Annotated in this window: 20 protein-coding genes and 1 riboswitch; of the genes, 8 read left to right on the top strand and 12 right to left on the bottom strand. The window is 48.9% G+C overall.

What is annotated here, in order from left to right:
• Positions 1 to 157 precede the first annotated feature (157 nt).
• On the top strand, positions 158 to 1,201 hold the full coding sequence (locus tag M4D81_RS07860) for a glycine-rich domain-containing protein (RefSeq protein ID WP_260065452.1): 1,044 nt from the start codon (positions 158 to 160) through the stop codon (positions 1,199 to 1,201).
• Positions 1,202 to 1,563: 362 nt separating this feature from the next.
• Here M4D81_RS07860 and M4D81_RS07855 read toward each other — a convergent pair whose 3' ends face one another.
• From M4D81_RS07855 to M4D81_RS07835, 5 genes are all read right to left on the bottom strand, one after another.
• On the bottom strand, positions 1,564 to 2,043 hold the full coding sequence (locus M4D81_RS07855; RefSeq protein ID WP_235613090.1) for a hypothetical protein: 480 nt from the start codon (positions 2,041 to 2,043) through the stop codon (positions 1,564 to 1,566).
• Positions 2,044 to 2,303: 260 nt separating this feature from the next.
• The gene (locus tag M4D81_RS07850) at positions 2,304 to 3,320 is read right to left on the bottom strand and encodes an HAAS signaling domain-containing protein (RefSeq protein WP_260065450.1); all 1,017 of its coding nucleotides are present in this window, start codon (positions 3,318 to 3,320) and stop codon (positions 2,304 to 2,306) included.
• 2 nt (positions 3,321 to 3,322) lie between these two features.
• A complete protein-coding gene (locus tag M4D81_RS07845; RefSeq protein WP_071220360.1) occupies positions 3,323 to 3,670 on the bottom strand; it encodes a PadR family transcriptional regulator in 348 nt (115 codons plus the stop codon).
• A gap of 350 nt (positions 3,671 to 4,020) precedes the next feature.
• On the bottom strand, positions 4,021 to 4,821 hold the full coding sequence (locus tag M4D81_RS07840) for a Cof-type HAD-IIB family hydrolase (RefSeq protein ID WP_260065447.1): 801 nt from the start codon (positions 4,819 to 4,821) through the stop codon (positions 4,021 to 4,023).
• A gap of 316 nt (positions 4,822 to 5,137) precedes the next feature.
• On the bottom strand, positions 5,138 to 5,986 hold the full coding sequence (locus M4D81_RS07835; protein WP_216532061.1) for a bifunctional 5,10-methylenetetrahydrofolate dehydrogenase/5,10-methenyltetrahydrofolate cyclohydrolase: 849 nt from the start codon (positions 5,984 to 5,986) through the stop codon (positions 5,138 to 5,140).
• 64 nt (positions 5,987 to 6,050) lie between these two features.
• A riboswitch (ZMP/ZTP riboswitch) is annotated at positions 6,051 to 6,130 on the bottom strand.
• A 157-nt stretch (positions 6,131 to 6,287) separates the two neighbouring features.
• Here M4D81_RS07835 and M4D81_RS07830 point away from each other — a divergent pair.
• The 3 genes from M4D81_RS07830 (at position 6,288) to M4D81_RS07820 (ending at position 9,474) form a co-directional block, all read left to right on the top strand.
• A complete protein-coding gene (locus M4D81_RS07830; protein WP_260065444.1) occupies positions 6,288 to 7,298 on the top strand; it encodes a permease in 1,011 nt (336 codons plus the stop codon).
• A 98-nt stretch (positions 7,299 to 7,396) separates the two neighbouring features.
• Positions 7,397 to 8,371 carry a TIGR03943 family putative permease subunit gene (locus M4D81_RS07825; RefSeq protein WP_260065442.1) on the top strand — a complete coding sequence of 325 codons (975 nt, stop codon included), beginning with the start codon at positions 7,397 to 7,399 and terminating at the stop codon, positions 8,369 to 8,371.
• The gene (locus M4D81_RS07820; RefSeq protein ID WP_260065440.1) at positions 8,371 to 9,474 is read left to right on the top strand and encodes a CobW family GTP-binding protein; all 1,104 of its coding nucleotides are present in this window, start codon (positions 8,371 to 8,373) and stop codon (positions 9,472 to 9,474) included. Before M4D81_RS07825 ends, M4D81_RS07820 begins: the two co-directional genes overlap by 1 nt.
• Positions 9,475 to 9,555: 81 nt before the next feature.
• Here the strand turns inward: M4D81_RS07820 and M4D81_RS07815 are convergent, their stop codons facing one another.
• Positions 9,556 to 9,807, bottom strand: a complete 252-nt coding sequence (locus M4D81_RS07815; RefSeq protein WP_260065438.1) for a YolD-like family protein — start codon at positions 9,805 to 9,807, stop codon at positions 9,556 to 9,558.
• 255 nt (positions 9,808 to 10,062) lie between these two features.
• Here M4D81_RS07815 and M4D81_RS07810 point away from each other — a divergent pair, with 255 nt between their 5' ends.
• From M4D81_RS07810 to M4D81_RS07800, 3 genes are read left to right on the top strand one after another with little or no spacing between them, the layout of a single operon-like run.
• Positions 10,063 to 10,464, top strand: a complete 402-nt coding sequence (locus tag M4D81_RS07810) for a MarR family winged helix-turn-helix transcriptional regulator (RefSeq protein WP_260065730.1) — start codon at positions 10,063 to 10,065, stop codon at positions 10,462 to 10,464.
• Between the two features lie 29 nt (positions 10,465 to 10,493).
• Positions 10,494 to 11,132: a nitroreductase family protein gene (locus tag M4D81_RS07805; protein ID WP_071220352.1), complete on the top strand. Its 639-nt coding sequence runs from the start codon at positions 10,494 to 10,496 to the stop codon at positions 11,130 to 11,132.
• 10 nt (positions 11,133 to 11,142) lie between these two features.
• Positions 11,143 to 11,439, top strand: a complete 297-nt coding sequence (locus M4D81_RS07800) for a putative quinol monooxygenase (protein WP_260065435.1) — start codon at positions 11,143 to 11,145, stop codon at positions 11,437 to 11,439.
• Between the two features lie 534 nt (positions 11,440 to 11,973).
• Here the strand turns inward: M4D81_RS07800 and M4D81_RS07795 are convergent.
• The 3 genes from M4D81_RS07795 to hxlA all read right to left on the bottom strand — a co-directional run bounded on the left by M4D81_RS07795 (position 11,974) and on the right by hxlA (position 13,679).
• A complete protein-coding gene (locus M4D81_RS07795) occupies positions 11,974 to 12,393 on the bottom strand; it encodes a winged helix-turn-helix transcriptional regulator (RefSeq protein ID WP_071220350.1) in 420 nt (139 codons plus the stop codon).
• A gap of 83 nt (positions 12,394 to 12,476) precedes the next feature.
• A complete protein-coding gene (hxlB, locus tag M4D81_RS07790; protein WP_071220349.1) occupies positions 12,477 to 13,040 on the bottom strand; it encodes a 6-phospho-3-hexuloisomerase in 564 nt (187 codons plus the stop codon).
• A gap of 6 nt (positions 13,041 to 13,046) precedes the next feature.
• Positions 13,047 to 13,679, bottom strand: coding sequence for a 3-hexulose-6-phosphate synthase (hxlA, locus tag M4D81_RS07785; RefSeq protein WP_071220348.1), 633 nt, complete (start codon positions 13,677 to 13,679; stop codon positions 13,047 to 13,049).
• A gap of 396 nt (positions 13,680 to 14,075) precedes the next feature.
• Between hxlA and M4D81_RS07780 the strand changes: the two genes are divergently transcribed.
• The gene (locus M4D81_RS07780) at positions 14,076 to 14,621 is read left to right on the top strand and encodes an AAA family ATPase (RefSeq protein ID WP_071220347.1); all 546 of its coding nucleotides are present in this window, start codon (positions 14,076 to 14,078) and stop codon (positions 14,619 to 14,621) included.
• Positions 14,622 to 14,844: 223 nt separating this feature from the next.
• Here the strand turns inward: M4D81_RS07780 and M4D81_RS07775 are convergent, their stop codons facing one another.
• The 3 genes from M4D81_RS07775 to M4D81_RS07765 all read right to left on the bottom strand — a co-directional run bounded on the left by M4D81_RS07775 (position 14,845) and on the right by M4D81_RS07765 (position 18,487).
• Entirely contained in the window at positions 14,845 to 15,870 is a 1,026-nt protein-coding gene (locus M4D81_RS07775) for an ABC transporter substrate-binding protein (RefSeq protein ID WP_260065729.1), read from the bottom strand.
• Positions 15,871 to 15,984: 114 nt separating this feature from the next.
• Positions 15,985 to 16,953: an ABC transporter permease gene (locus tag M4D81_RS07770; protein ID WP_260065431.1), complete on the bottom strand. Its 969-nt coding sequence runs from the start codon at positions 16,951 to 16,953 to the stop codon at positions 15,985 to 15,987.
• A gap of 34 nt (positions 16,954 to 16,987) precedes the next feature.
• Positions 16,988 to 18,487: a sugar ABC transporter ATP-binding protein gene (locus M4D81_RS07765; RefSeq protein WP_260065430.1), complete on the bottom strand. Its 1,500-nt coding sequence runs from the start codon at positions 18,485 to 18,487 to the stop codon at positions 16,988 to 16,990.
• Positions 18,488 to 18,614: the final 127 nt, after the last annotated feature.

The raw sequence follows: 18,614 nt of genomic DNA, 5'->3' as shown, positions 1-18,614 counted from the left end.
GCTTGACACACACGGAATGTATCATAAAGAAGCCCCTAAATTCAAGTTATGATCTTCTCCAATTTCAATTGCCAACACGCATCACATTTGCCATAATTTACTCAGGAGAGAAATAATAAGCCGACCTCCGAACACGATAAAGAAGGAGGAACATGTAATGAACACAACAACCTGGATTCTGATTATTTTATTTGTTGCGGTGGATGTATGGATTATTTCTTATTTAGTGAAACGCTCGTTGCGTAAACACAGCGGTCAGCAGCTCCCAAAAGGCAATAAGCACGGACGCGGGAAACTACCCGAGCTGCCGCCGATCGTCAAGGCAGGAAGCCCGGCGACTGAGCTTGTCGGCAGACTGGAGGCTGCGCTCCCCTACACCTATCAAAACATGCTGAAGCAACGAGTAATGAGTGAGCATCCGAATCTGTCCGAACAGGAGTACGAATGGAGATGGCAGGAGCTTAAACGGTTCTTTATCATGTGCGCGGTGCTGGATCGTGTCCCGATGTTCAGCAAAGACGTGGATGAAGTATGGCATGAAATGCTGATGTATACTTACGAGTACCAGCAATTCTCGGAACGCTTTCTTGGCAAAATGCTTCACCACGCTCCAAACACCGGAAGCGAGCATGTGCCTATTCCGAATGAACGTGCGTGGTTTGATACGGTATATGTACAATTATTCGGCTGGCATGAATACAGCGCCAAGCTATGGGGGGCTTTCTTCCGCGTCCCGCTGCCGCGCGAAGAACTGGAGGCCGTAACTTCCCGCCACTTCACCGTGAATCATGGCCAGAAGCGCTTTAATGCCTGGACCTATGAGAAGATTCCTGCAGCCCGCACGGCGATTGATGCGATCATCCAGGATCTGCAGGATCGGGTTCGAACCGCCCAAGAGAAGCCGGCGCGACAAGAGAAGTCGGTCAATTTCCAAAATAGCGATATGCTCCTGGCAGCGGCCGTCTTTTTTGCCTGGAACGCACCGGAACAATTTGGTGACCACATGATCCCTGATGAGCACGAGCTTCATAAAAATAACAGCAGCTCCTCATGCACCTACGCCTCGGCATGCGGGTCCGGCGGATCCGATTCGGGTGATGGATCCTCAGGCGACGGATCTGGATCCTCTTGCAGCAGCGGTTCATCCTGCAGCAGCGGATCCTCTTGCGGGAGTGGCTGTGGCGGCGGCTGCAGCAGCTAAGTTACAAACTTTACGACAACGCCTGTTTATAATGAATCGAACAAAAGCATGGAACTGAGAATTCAGGCCCATGCTTTTGGTTTTATCCAGCGTTCAAACCCCGCCGTATACAGCTTGGCCTCGTCTTACCTTGATATCGCCAAACCTGAATCTCCTCTCCAAACGCGAAGTAACTCTCATTCTTAGCTGGATCTCTGACGAAATTAACCTGCATTGAAACAGGATCTTAACATGGGTTAAAATTTCAGTTCCTATAGGTACAAATGCCCGGCCCCCCCTTTCCTCTACAACTACATCAAAAAAGCACCTGAACCCATTCTTCAAGGTTCAGATGCTTCTATTCATAATATAATTTAGGCTAACTAGTGGTTTGATGTGAGTACCAACCCGGAACGGGTTTGCGGTCCTACCTTACGCACGGAAATCTGGTTCCGCTCGGCCCAACGCGTGAGACTCCGAATTCCTTCACAATTTTTCTCTTCAAATTTAAAGCAGCAATACATCGGATTCACGTTCTTGTTCTTGAGGTTTATCTGGAATGCGGCTTTATGGCATCCGGAAACCTTGATCTCACGAATCTGATCGGCATGAATCTCTACGCCATTGATGGTAATCATATCCGAATTCTCCTGAATATTCACTTCCCGTTTCACCAATCGGGCATACCCTTCAATTGCTAGTGCCGCAACAACAACGACATTCACCGCCATCTGCATATAGAATAGGACAGGATAGGAATATTGGGTCAAGGTAGCTACCTGAAACAGGATAATGCTAATGACAAAGGAAAATAAAATAACGTCTTTCATTCTCGTAGAGTAATGGATTGCGTATTTCATCATAATCAGCTCCGTTCATTCTGTAAGGGTTTTCATTTAACTCTTACCTTATTATAACACCATTGTACATAATTTTGACACATATCATTCACATTTTTGTCAAAAAATTATTTGCTTCGTTCCTTATCCTATGCTTATCCAACAAGCTGCGTGTCGTTCCTGGAACGATTCGTATACGGATTGTCTCCTAATAGCAAAAAAAAAAGAGCATCCCGCCAGATCCAAGATCTTTTGGGACACCCTTTACTTCAACACTTATGTCTTTATTTGGTTAACGCTGTATTTCCTTCCTTCCGCCGAAACCTCTTCATCAGAACGGACACGGTATCAATAAGAGTAATGATCACGATGACGTAAATAAGACCATCTCTGGATCGATCCCAAACTGATTTTACGATGTCGTACGATTCACTTCCCGGTGTTACGAAACCCGTCTGTGCTAGCTGCTCCATGAAAGTCGGATTCCAAATCGCCATATCGGAGAACAGAATCACCGCAACGATAACGGAAGCAACGTTAAATATGACATGCATGACGGCAAGCTGCGGCGTCCACTTTCTTGTGATTAATTTCCTTGCTTCATTGAATATGCTGAAGGCGGTAAGAAGCCATATCAGCGGCAAATACTTGGCAAAGGCAGCCTGTTCAAACACCGGAATGGCGATCGAGTTTTCATCAAATCGATGAACACCGATCAGATTAAGGGAAAACGTGAACAGGACGAAGAACAGCACGGAAAATAGAATGCCCAGCACCGGCTCGATCGGTTTAATCCGTACAGCTGGTTCCGGAATTACAGGCAAATCCGATGGTTTCCAAGCTTCCTTAGAAACTTGCCGAGCACCGCGATATTCGATATAGGCAAAAATAACGGTAACCCATGCGAACCCGTGAATAGCCACACTCAGCAAGGAGATAAAGTACTCCAGAAGCTTCTCGGCGGTAGGATCCGAGCTTGTAAAGAAATCAACCATGTACGCGATGCCAAGAGCGATGACGACCGAGTACAATACAATCCGCAGGACAGACCAATAACTGTCGATCAAACCGGGTCCAATGAGATACCGTTCTCTTCCTCTATATCTAGCTGCCATGTCTCCGGGTGGCCCGAGCTCGAGCAGCACCTGTTCTATATCTTCAGTGCTTGCAATCCCGACGCCTGCTCCCCTGTCTTCCAGCATATCTTCGATGAGTCCATGAAGTTCCTTTTCAATATCGGCTCTTTGTGATTCGGGCAGCTTCTGCGTCACTGCATAAATATACCTGTTAATCAGATCCATTACTAAACGTCCCCCTTGTCATCAACAAGCCCTTCAAGACTTGTCATCATAACTTTCCATTCATGGTAAAGCTGCCGATATATTTCTTTCCCTGTCTGACTTATGATGTAATATTTTCTCGGACGAGCTTCATTCGTGTCCCACTCGCTATCCAGCAAGCCTTGTTTCTCCAACCGCCGCAGCAAGGGATACAGAGTACCCGCTTCCACGCTGATACCCTTCTCCTGCAATATGGTCACCAATGAGTATCCATACTGAGGTTCCGACAATTGGCTGAGGACACCAAGTATGATCGTTCCTCGCCGAAGCTCCTGCACCAAACTGTTCAGAATATCTTGATCCTCTGACATATCATCAACTCCTGTAATCATTATACTGTACGACGCACACTAATGTATATAGACAATTAATAATTATTTACAATTATTTTTTGATTATACTTGTTGTAAGGCTGCTAAACCAGGAAGCAGGCTGCGTGAAGACCTGCACTTTCATCTAAAAAAGGTTATCCTATGGCCGGGATTGTCCCAGGTCATAAGATAACCTTCTTCAATGCTCTCATCTCACAGCGATGTTGTTCCCTCATTCCATCGTCAAAACTGCGCTTCTCGAAATGCACTTCAAACCGAAAACATGTCAGTCCTTATCGTCCCTCAGGAACGAAGACTGACACGCTGCATGACTTTTTATCGTAAAATAACTACACGATTTCCTGCGGTTCCTTACCCAGTAGACCCAACAGACGGAGGCCGTACTGTATACCGTCTTGATCAACATCCCTGGTTATATGCCTGGCCGCCTTCTTGACGATTTCCGGCGCATTGCCCATCGCCACACCGTGGCCCACGTACGACAGCATCTCCAGATCATTCAGATAATCGCCAAAGGCAATCGTATCTTCCAGATCGATGTGCAGCAGCTGAATCAATTGTTTAATCCCTTCGGCTTTGGATCCCCCGGACGGCAGCACATCGATTCCATAAGGACCCCATCGAACGAAATCGAACCGACCTGCGAAATTGTTCACGTAAGCCGCTTCCTCATCCTCCGTGCAGAATACAATAGCCTGATAAATATCTCTGCCCAAGTAATATTCCGGATCATATTCAGGGATCGTGAGTTTCAGTTCCCCCCAGCTGGAATCGATATGAACATGCTCGGTTACGTTCATCTTCATGGCTTCACTGCCGGCATATATGATCGGATGATCAAACTCAACGGCCTGCTCCGTCAGCTTCTGCAAGGCATCTTGCGCCAATGGATTTCCATGGATCGGTTTGCCTTCATGAACCACATACTGACCGTTCATACAAACATAGGAATTGATACCGAGCTCCTCACGCAGCTCTTCAAAATGATAGGGAGCGCGCCCTGTCGCTATAGCGACGATGTGCCCGGCATCCTTTAACTCCTGAATGGACTCTTTCGTTGTAGCCGGAACTTTCTTTTCATGATCCAGCAGCGTCCCGTCGATATCAAAAAATATGATTTTCTTATTCAATGAAACTCGCCCCTCTTCCGTAGATTCTAGCCAGTAACCATATTGTAAATGATGAAAAGCATTTCAGAGCAAGCCATTATTTCAGCAAGGTCGTTCGAACACTTCCCGATAGTGCATAAAAAACCGCGCTGGAGCACGGTTTCTGTGGTATTTTACATAAGCGCAATTTGCCGTCATTTTCATATCTAACGACAACAAAAGAGTCCGCCTTGTGCAGGCGGACTTCTTCTATGGGCTTATTTCACTTCCGAGCGAACCTCATCGAGCATTTCATGGGCGCACCTTCATTCATATGCAAATAGTCTGTGGCTTTCCTTTAGGCTTGCACGGTTCGCTCGGCCGATTCGACGGTATGCTTCAGCAATGTAGCAATCGTAACGGGGCCGACACCTGCCGGTACCGGTGTAATCGCAGATGCCACCTTCGCGCAGGCTTCATAATCGCAGTCGCCGATATTCCCTTTATTGTAGCCGGCATCCAATACAACGGCACCCGGCTTAATCCAGCTCCCTTGAATGAAATTAGGTTTGCCTACGGCCGCAACCACGATATCCGCCTGGGACACAAGCTCCCCGAGGTTCTTCGTTCTCGAGTGGCAGATCGTAACGGTAGCATTGCGATTGAGCAGCATCATCGATACCGGCTTACCCAGAATCGGACTGCGTCCGACCACCACGGCATGCTTCCCTTCGATCGGCAGGTCATAATAATCCATAATCGCAATAATCGCGGCAGGCGTACAAGACGGATAATCGGCAAAACCAAACGCATTTTGCGAGAAACCGAGCGTGGTTACTCCATCCACGTCTTTTTCAATGGCAATGGCATCAAAAGCCGCCCGTTCATCGATATGATGCGGCACCGGATGCTGCAGCAGAATACCGTGGACATTCGGATCCTCGTTCAGCTCTTGTATCGCGGCGATCAGCTCCTCGGTCGAGGTCGATGTCTCCAGCACCACTTTCTTGGATATGATACCAAGCCGCTCGCAAGCATTTCCCTTCATCCGCACATAGGTCGCAGAAGCAGGATCATCGCCAACCAGAATCGTTGCCAGACAAGGCGTTATCCCGTGCTGCTTCAATTCCTGTACCTTCACCGCCAGCTTTGCCTTAATATCATCGGATACCTTTTTTCCATCCAAAATTACGGGTTCCTTACTCATGCTAATCCGCTCCTTCGCCATTGTATTAAAAACATAAAGAGGCAAGGCGACTGATCGTCTCCTTACCTCTTGCCCAGGCGTACGGCATATGATCCTATGTGCTCCCTCTTGGTACCCCAAGCTACGCCAGTAACACACAGATAACTTTTTTTAAATATACCACGACTTTGGACTTCGCGCTACCGGTCTTGAAGTTCACGTATTAAATCGTAATCTTTTTGATTAATTTGCAAGAATCTAGTATGTTGCCGATGGTACAAGCATAGAATGTCTTAAGAACAATTCGCTCCAGGAGGCCTGAATGAAATATCCGGTAATCTTCAAAATGCTGCCCTTCATGATTCCGCTTGTCTTCGTGATACCGGTCTTGACGATATGGCTGCAGAACGATACAAGTCTAATATCTAGCCGTGACATACAGCAGGTAAAAACGGTTTTTACGGGCATTTTCCTTGAGGCGCTTCCTTTTGTACTGCTTGGAGTGCTGCTGTCGTCCCTTCTTCAGCTGTTCGTTAAAGAACAGTGGGTGCGTCGGATCACGCCCAAAAATCCGGTCATCGGCGTCCTGTTCGCTTCCATGCTGGGGATCGTGTTTCCCATCTGTGAATGCGGGATGATCCCGGTCGTCCGAAGGCTGATGCTTAAGGGGATGCCTGCCTACATCGCTGTAACCTTTATTCTCAGCGGACCTATCCTGAACCCCATTGTGTTCGCTGCGACGATCATGGCCTTCCGTTCGCATCCCGAAGTGACGATCGGCCGGATGGGACTGGCTTTTGCAGTCGCGGTAACGGTAGGTTTGCTTGTCTATGTTTTTTCAAGGAACAACCCGCTCAAGCGTTCCTTACAAGAGTTTTCCGAACAAGATTCCGCCGTTGGTGAACGCAAGCTGCACGAGCATCCCAAAACTTGGAGAAGCCTGTTTGTCCACGCCGGAGACGAATTGATCGAAATGGGCAAATACCTGGTTCTTGGCGCATTCCTGACAGCCTGCATCCAATCCTTCATTCCTAGAGAAGAGCTGCTGGCATTGGGGAACGGTCCCACCGCTTCTTACCTGTTCATGATGGGGTTTGCTTTCATTCTGTCCCTCTGCTCGACCTCGGATGCATTTGTGGCATCGGCGTTCACGCACACCTTCACCGTAGGTCCGCTCGTATCCTTTCTCGTGCTCGGCCCGATGCTGGATTTCAAAAGCTTGCTCATGCTGTCGGCTACCTTCAAGACTAAATTCGTCATCGGTTTAAGCCTGCTGGTGATGACGCTTGTCTTCATCGGCTCTGTAGCCGTCAACGCTCTTCTGGGTGGATAGCTGCCTAAGGATGAAAGATTGATGAAAAAACCAAACGAGATTACCGGGACCGTTTAGGTTGATCAGGTATCCGCTTGAGATTGGAGGTGATTGGGAGGATGAAGTCCAGTTTGAGGATACGGATTCACTATACGCTCCGGTCGCTGCTTGTTGCGGCTCTCGCCGCTTATATCATGCATCTGAATGCTTCAGATTCGCTTGAATATTACCTAGCGCCTCATATGCAGACCCTGCTGCTTCTCTGCCCGGTTCCGTTGTTGTTCATTGCATTCGGGATGATGTGGCATTCCCTTGCGGGCGATTCCGGAGAGGTGTGTGATTGCGAGCATCCCCTGCCTGCCGGCCTTGTCAAAAACATAACGGTATACGGGTTATTCACGGTGCCGCTGCTGTTTGGCCTGTTCCTGCCGGACCAAGCCCTGGGCAGCGATATGGCAGCCAAAAAAGGAATGATCTACACCTATCCGAATCCCGATGTACGGCGTAAAACCGATGACCGCAACACGTCCGCCTTTTCAGCCACGGATAAGCGATTACCCGGCATGGATCAAGGAGCAGAAGAAAATATCGCTTTGAACGAACGATTCGTTGCCAAGGACATTTATAGTGTGGAGTTTGCAGAGCTTGCCAAGCGCTTATATACGCTGCCCGTCATTAAGGTGGAACCGGACATTTTCTCGGAAACCGTCGGGGCCATGGATATGTACAAAGAGCATTTTCAAGGAAAAACCATCTCGGTGCAAGGATTCGTCTTCCGCGACGGACATATGAATGAGGATACCTTTGCCGTCAGCCGATTCCTCGTGATGTGCTGCACGGCAGACGCCGTACCGTTCGGGGTTCTTGTGCGGGGCACGAATGCTGCGTCGTTCGCTAATGATACGTGGGTCCAGATTGATGGCACGATCCAGGTCGCCACCTTGAATGGTAAAGAGACGCTGCAAATTCAAGCGAAGCAGATTCAGCCGATCGAGCAGCCGGCATCCCCTTACATTTTCACGAATCCGGACTCCGTCGCGGAGTTTGACGAGCTGTATTCGAATGATAACGAGACCAAGGAGGAAATCAATTAATGAACAAGATACCCGTTGTATTGATTAGCGGATTTTTGGGAAGCGGCAAAACCACGCTGCTGCTCAGACTGCTGGAATATGCCGCCAAGCGGCAGTGGAGAACCGCCGTGCTTATGAATGAGATGGGCGAACAAGATGTGGATGGTGATACGGTCTCCAACCAAATCCCCGATCTTCCGATTGAGAAGCTGCTCGACGGATGCATCTGCTGCACCCGGCGAGACGAGCTGGGTCAAGCATTGCAAACCCTGTTAGATCAGAAGCCGGATCTCATATTCATCGAAACGACCGGCGTGGCGAATCCTGAACAGATTCTTGAGGATCTGCAGGATCCGTCCCTGGCTGATCGAATCTCAATCCAGCACAAAATTGCCTTGGCCGACTGCAGCAAATTTCTCGAGTACAACAGCTTCTTTGCATCCAGTCGTGAGCTGGTGCGTACCCTGCGGGGACAAATCAGCTTCGCGGATATGATCATCCTTAACAAGGCCGGGGACTGCGACGATAAACAGATCAACAAAGTCATGACCTCCATTAGAAAAATAAACACGACGGCAAGCCTGTCCGTAACCGACTACAGCCGTTTGGATGAAAATGAAGTGTTTTCGACGCTTCAGCTTCAGCTTGAGGCCTCTAAGGACCCGAGCCATTCGTTTCCAACTTCGCAATGGAAGCCAGGAGATCTTGCGGATCATTCGCAAGACAAACCGTTGACTGATGATCACAGCAAGCATGCGCACCACCAGCCAGAGAGATCTGCCAATGACCACCATAGCCATCTGCACGGAGAAGAGTCCGGACACAGCAGCACATCCTTCACGGGCATGGATACCTTGACCTTATCTGCTCCATCCCCCTTCCCGCTTCAGTTGAGCGCGATCGAAACTTTTCTCGGTGCACTGGGCTCCAGCCTGATTCGGACCAAAGGTTACATCCATCTCTCGACGGGTCCCTCTCTAGTTCAGTGGGCGGGGTCAGAGCTTGAATGTAAGCCAAGCACGCTGCAGCTGCAACGCGGATATCTTACGCTGATCGGCCATCGTCTGAATAAAAATCGCATTATTCAGGAGTGGGAAAGCTTGCTCAGTGGCGTGGTACAATGACAGCTGAATGGATGGTTATAATTAGACAGAGATAAAGTAAAGGAGATCCTCGCAGGATCTCCTTTTTCAGTATAATTCTGATTAGTCCCTGGGATAATTCACTTCCATAATATCCATAAAGGGAACCTTCCTAATGACGCCATTTTCTTTCATGTGCACCTTCCCTGTGCGGGAGTCCATTTGATCGATTTGTCCGCGGACTGCTTCTTCCCATCCCCAGACCGTCAGTACGATGACCGATTCCTCCTGGTAAGCTTCCGTAAGCTGATTTCCGAGCTCTTCCAGTACAAACTCATCTCTAGTGGGTCTCTTTGGAACCTTTGCTTTTGCCATAACCTTGTCCTCCTGATTTATGTTGTTCATGCGTTAGCATTACATTCTCCATGAAAAACTAATCTTTCCTCAAATCTATGAATTAGGAATCTACTTCCTATTATACATGAAATCCGATTCAATTTTTTATGCAAAAGACTTGATTTTCAGAAAACAAAGGTATATGATTGACCCATCAAACATTGATGAGTCAATGAATTGAAGGGGGTCTTTATAATCGCTACGTGCCATACGGAAGACTTGCTGTACTTGCTGATGCATTTAAACAAGCATATTTCGACCCGGTTTGAACGATGTGCTGGAGTTAGTCCCAATCGGCTCGAACTCTTATGCAAATTAACGGGGGGCCAAATTAGCCAAACGGATTTGCAGAAGGCCGTGTCTATTGATCCAGCTGCGGTGACCCGTCATGTTCAGCAGTTGGAAGCTGAAGGAATACTTCTCCGAACCAGATGTGAGAATGACAACCGGATTACGTTGGTTCAGCTAACTGAAGTGGGCAAAAGTAAAGTAGCAGCGTTTAAGGCAGAGAAAGATCGTTTTATGGAGGAACTGCAGGCAGACCTCACGGAATCAGAACGACTTGCGTTTGTTCAAACTCTACAGAAATTGAACAGCCAGATTCAACTAATGAAAGAACCAAGTAAGACCAATTAACTTATAGAGATTAAAGGAGAGAATATATCATGACTGTAACTTCCCTAAACAATAATTATAAAGAAATTATTACTTCCCGTCGCTCTGTGCGGGTATACGACCCATCGGTCAAAATCAGCCGTGAAGAAATGACTGAAATTTTGGAAGAAGCGACTTTGGCTCCGTCATCCGTTAATCTTCAGCCTTGGAGATTTCTTGTCGTTGATAGCCCAGAAGGTAAAGCGACGCTTGAAGAGCTTGCACCAGGGAATAAAACGCAAGTTTCAACTTCTTCCGCTGTCATTGCTGTATTTGGGGATATGAACGCATTCGACAATGCAGATGAAATTATGGGTAGCGCCGTGGAACGCGGTTATCTGCCACAAGAGATTAAAGATCAGATGATGGCAAACTATACCGATCTCTTCGCACGTATTCCGGCACAGTCTTTCCGTGAAATGATCCTTATCGATAGCGGTTTGGTTTCCATGCAGCTTATGCTTTCTGCCCGTGCCCGTGGATATGACACGAACCCCATTGGCGGATACGACAAATCCCGAATTGCAGAGGCATTTGGTATGGAGAAAGAACGTTATGTGCCGGTAATGCTCATCTCTGTAGGTAAAGCTGCCAAAGAAGCGCGTTTGACGACCCGTCTTCCTATTGATCGTATTGCAGAGTGGAAGTGAGGTCATAGCGATGATTATTATTCATGCAGAAATGAAAGTAAACCGTGAACTAGAGGCAGAATTTCTGGAATCCGTAAAAGATCTTATTGAGGCATCCCGCGCGGAACAAGGAAATGAATCTTATAAGCTGCTTAAAGATACGGAGCAGGATAATACGTATCTCATGGTTGAACAGTGGAAAGACCAGGAAGCTGTGGGGCTCCACAATGCGAGCATCCATTTTCAGGCATTTGTAGCTAAAGCTCCAAAATACCTGACAGCTCCGCTAAATGTGCAAGCATATGCAGGCCAACCGATAAACAAATAATGAACAGACTGCAGTCACGTTTAAAAAGCCAACTCGTTCAGACGAGTTTGGCTTTTTTTATTAAATGGATATATCCCTATTTTCTTCGGATTCTATCTTATAAACTCTCCCATAAAAAAGTTCCCTTTAAGTAAACTGTATCGTCTGTAGCGTCTTCTTCTGCACAGTTTACTCAAAGGGGAACATATCCTAAACCTTACAGCGATAGCTCTTCGATAGCCATCCATGGCAGCGGATTGTTAAAGGTCGACCAATCATACCATGCAGGGAGGCCCTGTCAACGCAACTGCAGAAGAACAAACAGCATTTGATGGAATGTCTCCGATGGTGAAACAAGGATTTGGCGGAACTTTTGATCAACTCGCGCAATACCTTGAAAGCCAGCAATAATAACATGGATCAAGGAAGCTCAAACCAGCGGCGGCGAACCTATTGGCTCGCCGTTTTTTAATGCTTTAGAACTCAGCACCTTCTTACTCGAAAAAACCCCTGCCCGATCGCCTTGCTAATGCATTCGCATGCATGTTCGAGAAATTACAGCTTCTGTGCGACTGGTTGCTCCGCTGCCTGTCCATCGTCTTTATGCTCAGACAGCTCGCCGTCTTTCCAGACGACCTGTTCGCCGTAATCTTTTCCCCAATCGTACATCAGCTTCAAGATCGGCATTAAGCTCTCCCCGTAAGGCGTGAGCGAATATTCGACTCGAGGCGGAACCTCGGGGTAAACCACACGATGAACGAGCTGATCCTCCTCCAATTCACGAAGCTGGTTGGTCAGCATTTTTTGCGTGATATGAGGAATCATTCGATTCAGCTCACCGAAGCGCTTAACGCCCTCTAAACCAAGATGCCATAGGATGATCAGCTTCCATTTGCCGCCGATGACCGCCAGGGTTAACTCCTTATGGCAGTTTATTTCCTTCAGATTGATTCGCTGCTTGACTTCACTTGCCATAATGCATCACCCCTTCTTCCCTACAGTATACAACGGTCGCGGTTATATCATCAAAGCGGCAACTATACCCACACCTTGACTTCTTATTCCAAATTGGCGTGCAGCCCAAACATATTTTCCGAGTGAAGTTCCTTCATCTCCATCAATCTCAAGATGACGGCATCCAAGACGATCAGCATCGTTTGCTCAAATAAAGAGGCCATCGGTTGAACGGTGACAAGAGATCCTTGATTCTGCTCCTTCGTTGTGCCCGGTAGCCGAACGATCGCATCCGAAAGCTTACCGATACGTGATTCGAGATTCACGGTTACCACCGCTACGGCAGAGCCTATACCCTTGGCCTTCTGAGCCATAGACACCAAGCTCTGCGTTTCGCCGGAGCCTGAACCGATAATTAGCAAATCCCGCGCGCCGATGGCCGGAGTTACCGTATCGCCCACGACATGAACCTTATACCCCATCTGCATTAATCGCATGGCAAAAGCTCGAATCATCAGACCGGATCTGCCGCCCCCCGCTAAGAAAATGGCATCGGATTGCACGATCCGTGCAATCAACTCCTCAATCTGACCAGCATTGATCTGCTGCACGGATGCCGAGATCTCCTCGGCAATGAGAGCTGCATGTTGAAATATCTTTTGACTCATCGTAACTTAGACCTGCTTAACAAGCTGGTTCATCTGGGCCGCAACCGCTTTTTTATCGGATTGACCTGTGATTCCCCCTCCGACAATCACGAGATCAGGATTCGCTTGGATCACCTCAGGGAGCGTCTCCATTTTGATTCCTCCCGCAACCGCCGTCTTGGCGTGCTTCACGACACGTTTGATCGCAGCCAATTCCTCGAATGAATTCTTGCCTTCCGCTTGGTGGTCGTAGCCGGAATGAACGCAAATGTAATCCACGCCCAAAGCGTCAATCTCCACTGCTCTACTCTCAATGTCCTTCACATTGATCATATCGACCATCACTTGCTTGCCTTGCTTGAGGGCTTCCGCTACCGCGCCTTTGATCGTAGCATCATCGGACACGCCTAACACCGTAATAATGTCCGCGCCGGCTTCGGATGCCTTCGCCACTTCATAACCGCCCGCATCCATAATTTTCAGATCGGCCAGCACACGCAGCTGCGGGAAAGCCTCTTTGATTGCTTTTACGGCATGAAGTCCTTCGTTAATGACAACCGGCGTTCCGATCTCCACGATGTCGATAAACTCGGCTACCTCAGCCACCACTTGTTTTGCTTCAGGAATATTTACTAAATCCAATGCCAATTGAAGTTCCATATTGTTATTCTCTCCTTATGAACGTATTGGTTAATAACTACACGCCCATTGTAGAGCAGACAGTTTACTTTCCGGAAGTACGTACTTAGAAGTGAGATACTTACGTGGAAGTAAGTAATAAGGCGGGACAAGGGTTTATGGGCTCCGTTTAATTAGCAATGCATACTGTCTCCAAGACGCTGGTAAAAAACAATTAAGCCCGTTTATTCACTTTTCGACTCGCATTCGGCTGTGGTTTAATATAGTTGTCAGGCCGGACAAAATGATCGGAAAGGAGGCTGAACGAATTGATTCAGAATATGGAGGTGGCATCCGCATAAGCGGGTGTCACGTTTAGAGGGAGCCCGTTATAGGGCTCCCTTTCATTTACAATCCGATAGCATTGGAGATATGATTATGTCACATTCATGTGAACCAGCCGTTATTATTGTCTCTGGTGTCATGGCTTCCGGTAAATCGACGGTAGCCCAGCTGCTGGCCGAGAAATTTGAACGCGGAGTCCACTTGCGGGGAGACGCGTATCGGAGAATGATTGTTAAGGGCAGGGAAGAAATGCTTCCGGATGCTTCAGACGAAGCAAAACGGCAGCTCGCCCTGCGCTACAGATTATCGGCCTCCACTGCCAGAACCTATGCTGAAGCGGGTTTTCATGTCGTCCTCCAGGACGTCATTCTCGGCCCCGCGCTGCTGCAAATAACCGAAATGCTAAACGGCCTTCCCGTTTACGTCGTTGTGCTGAACCCATCTGAGAATGCCATCAGCGCACGCGAGCAGATTCGTAACAAAAAAGGCTACGGGGTATGGACCATCCATGAGCTGAACCGGCGTTTGAACGACGAAACGCCGAGAATCGGCATGTGGCTGGATACCTCCGATTTATCTCCGGATGAGACCGCCCAAGAGATTTGGAAGCGGATATGGAACGAGGGGCAGATCCGTTAACATAAACCCGGTATCATTCATGACAAGAATTCCTGGTAAAAAACAATTAAGCCTGTTTATTCACTTCAGTCCTGCCGCCGGCCGTGGTTTAATATAGATGTCCGGCTGGACCAAATGATCGGAAAGGAGGCTGAACGAATTGATTCAGAATATGGAGGTGGCATCTGCGTAAGCGGATGTCACGTTAAGGGGAGCCCTCTATAGGGCTCCCCTTCATTTCATTTTACTCATAGATCACAGCTTTGATCTCGTCGCTATCGATATTATTTTTGTCATACCAGTAAAATCCCGTATCGATCTGCGGTTCAACCTTCTCCCCTTTGATGGCCGCCACGGCGGCTTTTACCGTCTCATATCCGATGCCGACCGGATTCTGCGTGATGGCTCCCGCCATCGTTCCATTCTTGATTGCGTCAATCTGCGCTTTTCCGGAATCGAACCCGACCACGATAATATGACCTTCCTTCTTCATCTCCGTTACCGCATTAATGACCCCGACGGCCGAACCCTCATTCGCCCCGAATATCCCTTTCAAATCCGGATGCGCCTGCATCATCGCTTTGGCCAAGTCCGTCGACTTCAAGTGATCCCCGCCTCCGTACTGGATGTCTACGATTTCGATATTCGGGTACTTCTCTTCGATCTGCTTCTTGAAGCCGTCACGGCGGCTAACCCCGGTCACGCTGGTCTGGTCATGGACCACCATGGCGATTTTGCCTTCATTCCCGATGAGCTCCGCCATTTTATCCGCCGCAAGCGCGGATGCAGCCATATTGTCCGTCGATGCCGTCGTTACCGGAATGTCGCTTTCCACGCCCGAATCGAAGGCGATGATCGGAATGTTGTTTTCCTGGGCTTTTTTCAGATAAGGAATGGAGGCCTGGCTATCCAGTGCAGCAAAACCGATCGCGCTTGGTTTCTTATCGAGTGCTGCCTGCAGCATTTCGATCTGCTTATCCACCTGGGATTCCGTCTCTGGTCCTTCAAAGGTAATCTTTACGCCAAGCTCTTCCCCTGCCTGCTCGGCACCGGTTTTTACCGCCTGCCAGAACTGGTGCTGAAAGCCTTTGGAAATGATCGGAATATAGATTTCCCCTTCGGCAGCCGAACCGGAGCCTGAGTCGGATCCGCCCTCGCTTGGACTGTCGGTTCCTGAAGCGCTCTTGCCCGATGAACCGCAAGCCGCCAGCAGGCTTGCAGTCAGCATGAGAATCAGAGCCAATACGGAAAGCTTTTTCATAATCTCCATCTCCCCTTGTTTATCAAAATAGTACATCTATAGAACTTCCATCCAAGGAAGCTTCTATCCAGATTAAGCTAGCACACGGCTAACCGAGCGCGGATCGCAGTTCTAACAGAGGACTTACGCTTTGCGTCTGCGCAAAATATCCGCATACACCGCGAGTATAATGACGAATCCTACGACAACGGTTTGCCACTCCTGCGGCACGGACAGAATCCGTAATCCATTCGTCAGCACGCTCATGATCAATGCGCCGATGACCGTGCCGATGATGGTACCCTTCCCGCCGCTGAGCGAAGTACCCCCGATCACGACCGCCGCGATGGCTTCCAGCTCATAACCGGCCCCCAGCGCCGGGTTCGCCGAGTTCAGCCTCGATGCCATCATGACACCCGCCAAACCGGTAAAGGCGCCGGTTAGGGTGTAAATGACGATCTTCCAGAAGCCCACATTAACACCCGACAATCGGGTCGCCTCTTCGTTGCTGCCTAGCGCAAAGTTATACCGGCCGATGATGGTCTTCGATAAGATAAGGTAGCCCACAACCGCTGCGATGAAGAAAATAACGACCGCATTCGGAATATCGAGGCCCGGTATCAGCCAGCCCAGCACGCTGCCTTGGGACACCTCGGCAAAGATTTCGGCGTCGTTGAAATAGACCGGCTTGGCTCCGGAGATAATCAGTGCCAGTCCTTTAGCGATCATCATCATCGCCAGCGTTGCGATAAAAGGCGGGATCTTCATCTTCGCCACCGCCGTACCGGATAGCAGCCCGCACAGCGCGCCCGTCAAGATCCCCCCAAAGATGCCGACCGGAACCGGCAATCCCCAGAAGGTGATGCAGACGCCGGTCATAACGCCGCTTAGTGTCATGACCGTTCCGACAGACAGATCAATGCCGCCGGTAATGATGACAAAGGTAGATCCTAAGGCAAGAACGCCGATCACCGCGGTCGAGAGAAGAATGCCCACGATATTGGAGAATTGAAAGAAATTGCTGGATGAGAATGTAAAGAATAGTATGAGAACAACCAAGCTGGCTAAGGCCAGCACTTGCTGAAGTGCGCCCGATTTGATTTGAATGTTCATCTGCTTACTCCTCCTAACGTGTATGGATAACGGCTTACATCCTTGCTGTAGCCAGATGCATAATGCTTTCTTGGGTCGCCTCTGCTTGATCCAGCTCGCCCGTAATCCGGCCTTCACACATCACGAGAACCCGATGACTCATCCGTAAAATTTCAGGCAGCTCTGAGGAGATCATGATGATCGATTTACCCTGTGCCGTAAGATCGTTCAGCAAGCGATAGATTTCGCTCTTGGCCCCTACATCGATCCCGCGCGTCGGTTCATCGAAGATCAGAATGTCGCAATCTCGGGTCAGCCATTTGCCGATAACGACTTTCTGCTGATTACCGCCGGAGAGGAATTTGACCTCTTGGTCCACATGCGGTGTTTTGACCTTCAATCGTTCGACCATATCCTCCGCCTGCTTGCGAATCCTGGTCGTATTCATCCAGCCGGCTGGCCCCAGGAAGTTACGGTATGAGGCGATAGCCACATTGCTCTTCACATCCAGATCGACGACACATCCATAGCGCTTGCGATCCTCGGATAAATAACCGATCCCTTGGCGCACCGCATCATGGGGGCCCTTGATCGTTATCTTGCGGCCATGAACATGGATCTCGCCGGATTGAATGCGGTCGGCACCGAAGATCGCTCGGGCAAGCTCGGTCCGCCCCGCACCAACCAGGCCTGCAATGCCAAGGATTTCTCCCTTTTTCAGAGTGAAGTTAATGTCCTTCAAAATTCGGCCTTGATTCAGTCCTTTAACCTCCAATACCGTCTCACGTTCACCTGCGCTCTTCTCCGGTTTCGAGGTCTCGTAGATCTGACGGCCAACCATTTTGGTAATAATGTCCTGTGTGGTGACTTCATCCGTTGAAACCGTATCGATATACTGTCCGTCACGCATCACCGTAATGCGATCCGTAATTCGCTTGATCTCATCCATCCGATGGGAAATGTAAACGATTCCAACTCCACCTTCTCGAAGCTGACGAATGATGCGGAACAAATCCTCAATCTCGGTTTCGCTTAAAGCTGCAGTAGGCTCATCCATGACCAGCACGTCGGCGTTATAAGACAATGCCTTGGCAATCTCCACCATCTGCTGCTTGGCAACCGTTAGTTCGGAAACCTTGATGGATGGATCCATGTCCAGCCCCATCCGCTCGAACAGTTCCTTCACCTGCCGATTTAGCGCCTGATTGTCCAGAAACAACCTGAGCTTTCTGCGCGGCTCTCGCCCGATGAATATGTTCTGAGCAACCGTCAGATCAGGCGCCAAGTTCAGTTCCTGATGGATCGTGCTGATCCCGGCGTCTTGAGCCGCTTTCGGATTCGTTAACTCTACGGGCTGCCCTTTGTACCTGATCGTACCTTCGTCCTTCTGGTATACGCCGGTCAATATTTTCATCATCGTTGACTTGCCGGCGCCGTTCTCACCCATTAGCGCATGGACTTCACCGCGCAGCAGCTCGAATCGGCAATGATTTAATGCAAGCACGCCCGGAAATTCCTTCGTGATTCCTTCCATTTGTATCAATACTTCGCTCAAAGACCCTCACCTCTCTAGCTGGCACCATTTATGAATCATTGTACAAATCGGTCTCCGATGGAGGAATGGAATATTCTCTGATCCGTGTTGAATAATCTATGATCTGTTAACAGGCCCCCCATAAAGG

Source organism: Paenibacillus sp. p3-SID867 (assembly GCF_025142895.1).
Taxonomy (GTDB): Bacteria; Bacillota; Bacilli; order Paenibacillales; family Paenibacillaceae; genus Paenibacillus_AQ.
Note: the sequence above shows the minus strand (reverse complement) of the source record. Positions and strands in the feature narration are given on the sequence as shown.

Excerpts from the sequence above, each read along its gene's own strand:
- M4D81_RS07810 (WP_260065730.1), top strand. The coding sequence starts at position 10,063 with ATGCATTTAAACAAGCATATTTCGACCCGGTTTGAACGATGTGCTGGA.
- M4D81_RS07850 (WP_260065450.1), bottom strand. The coding sequence starts at position 3,320 with ATGGATCTGATTAACAGGTATATTTATGCAGTGACGCAGAAGCTGCCC.
- M4D81_RS07800 (WP_260065435.1), top strand. The coding sequence starts at position 11,143 with ATGATTATTATTCATGCAGAAATGAAAGTAAACCGTGAACTAGAGGCA.
- M4D81_RS07825 (WP_260065442.1), top strand. The coding sequence starts at position 7,397 with ATGAAGTCCAGTTTGAGGATACGGATTCACTATACGCTCCGGTCGCTG.
- M4D81_RS07775 (WP_260065729.1), bottom strand. The coding sequence starts at position 15,870 with ATGGAGATTATGAAAAAGCTTTCCGTATTGGCTCTGATTCTCATGCTG.
- M4D81_RS07795 (WP_071220350.1), bottom strand. The coding sequence starts at position 12,393 with ATGGCAAGTGAAGTCAAGCAGCGAATCAATCTGAAGGAAATAAACTGC.
- M4D81_RS07830 (WP_260065444.1), top strand. The coding sequence starts at position 6,288 with ATGAAATATCCGGTAATCTTCAAAATGCTGCCCTTCATGATTCCGCTT.
- M4D81_RS07815 (WP_260065438.1), bottom strand. The coding sequence starts at position 9,807 with ATGGCAAAAGCAAAGGTTCCAAAGAGACCCACTAGAGATGAGTTTGTA.
- M4D81_RS07780 (WP_071220347.1), top strand. The coding sequence starts at position 14,076 with ATGTCACATTCATGTGAACCAGCCGTTATTATTGTCTCTGGTGTCATG.
- hxlB (WP_071220349.1), bottom strand. The coding sequence starts at position 13,040 with ATGAGTCAAAAGATATTTCAACATGCAGCTCTCATTGCCGAGGAGATC.
- M4D81_RS07820 (WP_260065440.1), top strand. The coding sequence starts at position 8,371 with ATGAACAAGATACCCGTTGTATTGATTAGCGGATTTTTGGGAAGCGGC.
- M4D81_RS07835 (WP_216532061.1), bottom strand. The coding sequence starts at position 5,986 with ATGAGTAAGGAACCCGTAATTTTGGATGGAAAAAAGGTATCCGATGAT.
- M4D81_RS07770 (WP_260065431.1), bottom strand. The coding sequence starts at position 16,953 with ATGAACATTCAAATCAAATCGGGCGCACTTCAGCAAGTGCTGGCCTTA.
- hxlA (WP_071220348.1), bottom strand. The coding sequence starts at position 13,679 with ATGGAACTTCAATTGGCATTGGATTTAGTAAATATTCCTGAAGCAAAA.
- M4D81_RS07805 (WP_071220352.1), top strand. The coding sequence starts at position 10,494 with ATGACTGTAACTTCCCTAAACAATAATTATAAAGAAATTATTACTTCC.
- M4D81_RS07860 (WP_260065452.1), top strand. The coding sequence starts at position 158 with ATGAACACAACAACCTGGATTCTGATTATTTTATTTGTTGCGGTGGAT.
- M4D81_RS07845 (WP_071220360.1), bottom strand. The coding sequence starts at position 3,670 with ATGTCAGAGGATCAAGATATTCTGAACAGTTTGGTGCAGGAGCTTCGG.
- M4D81_RS07855 (WP_235613090.1), bottom strand. The coding sequence starts at position 2,043 with ATGATGAAATACGCAATCCATTACTCTACGAGAATGAAAGACGTTATT.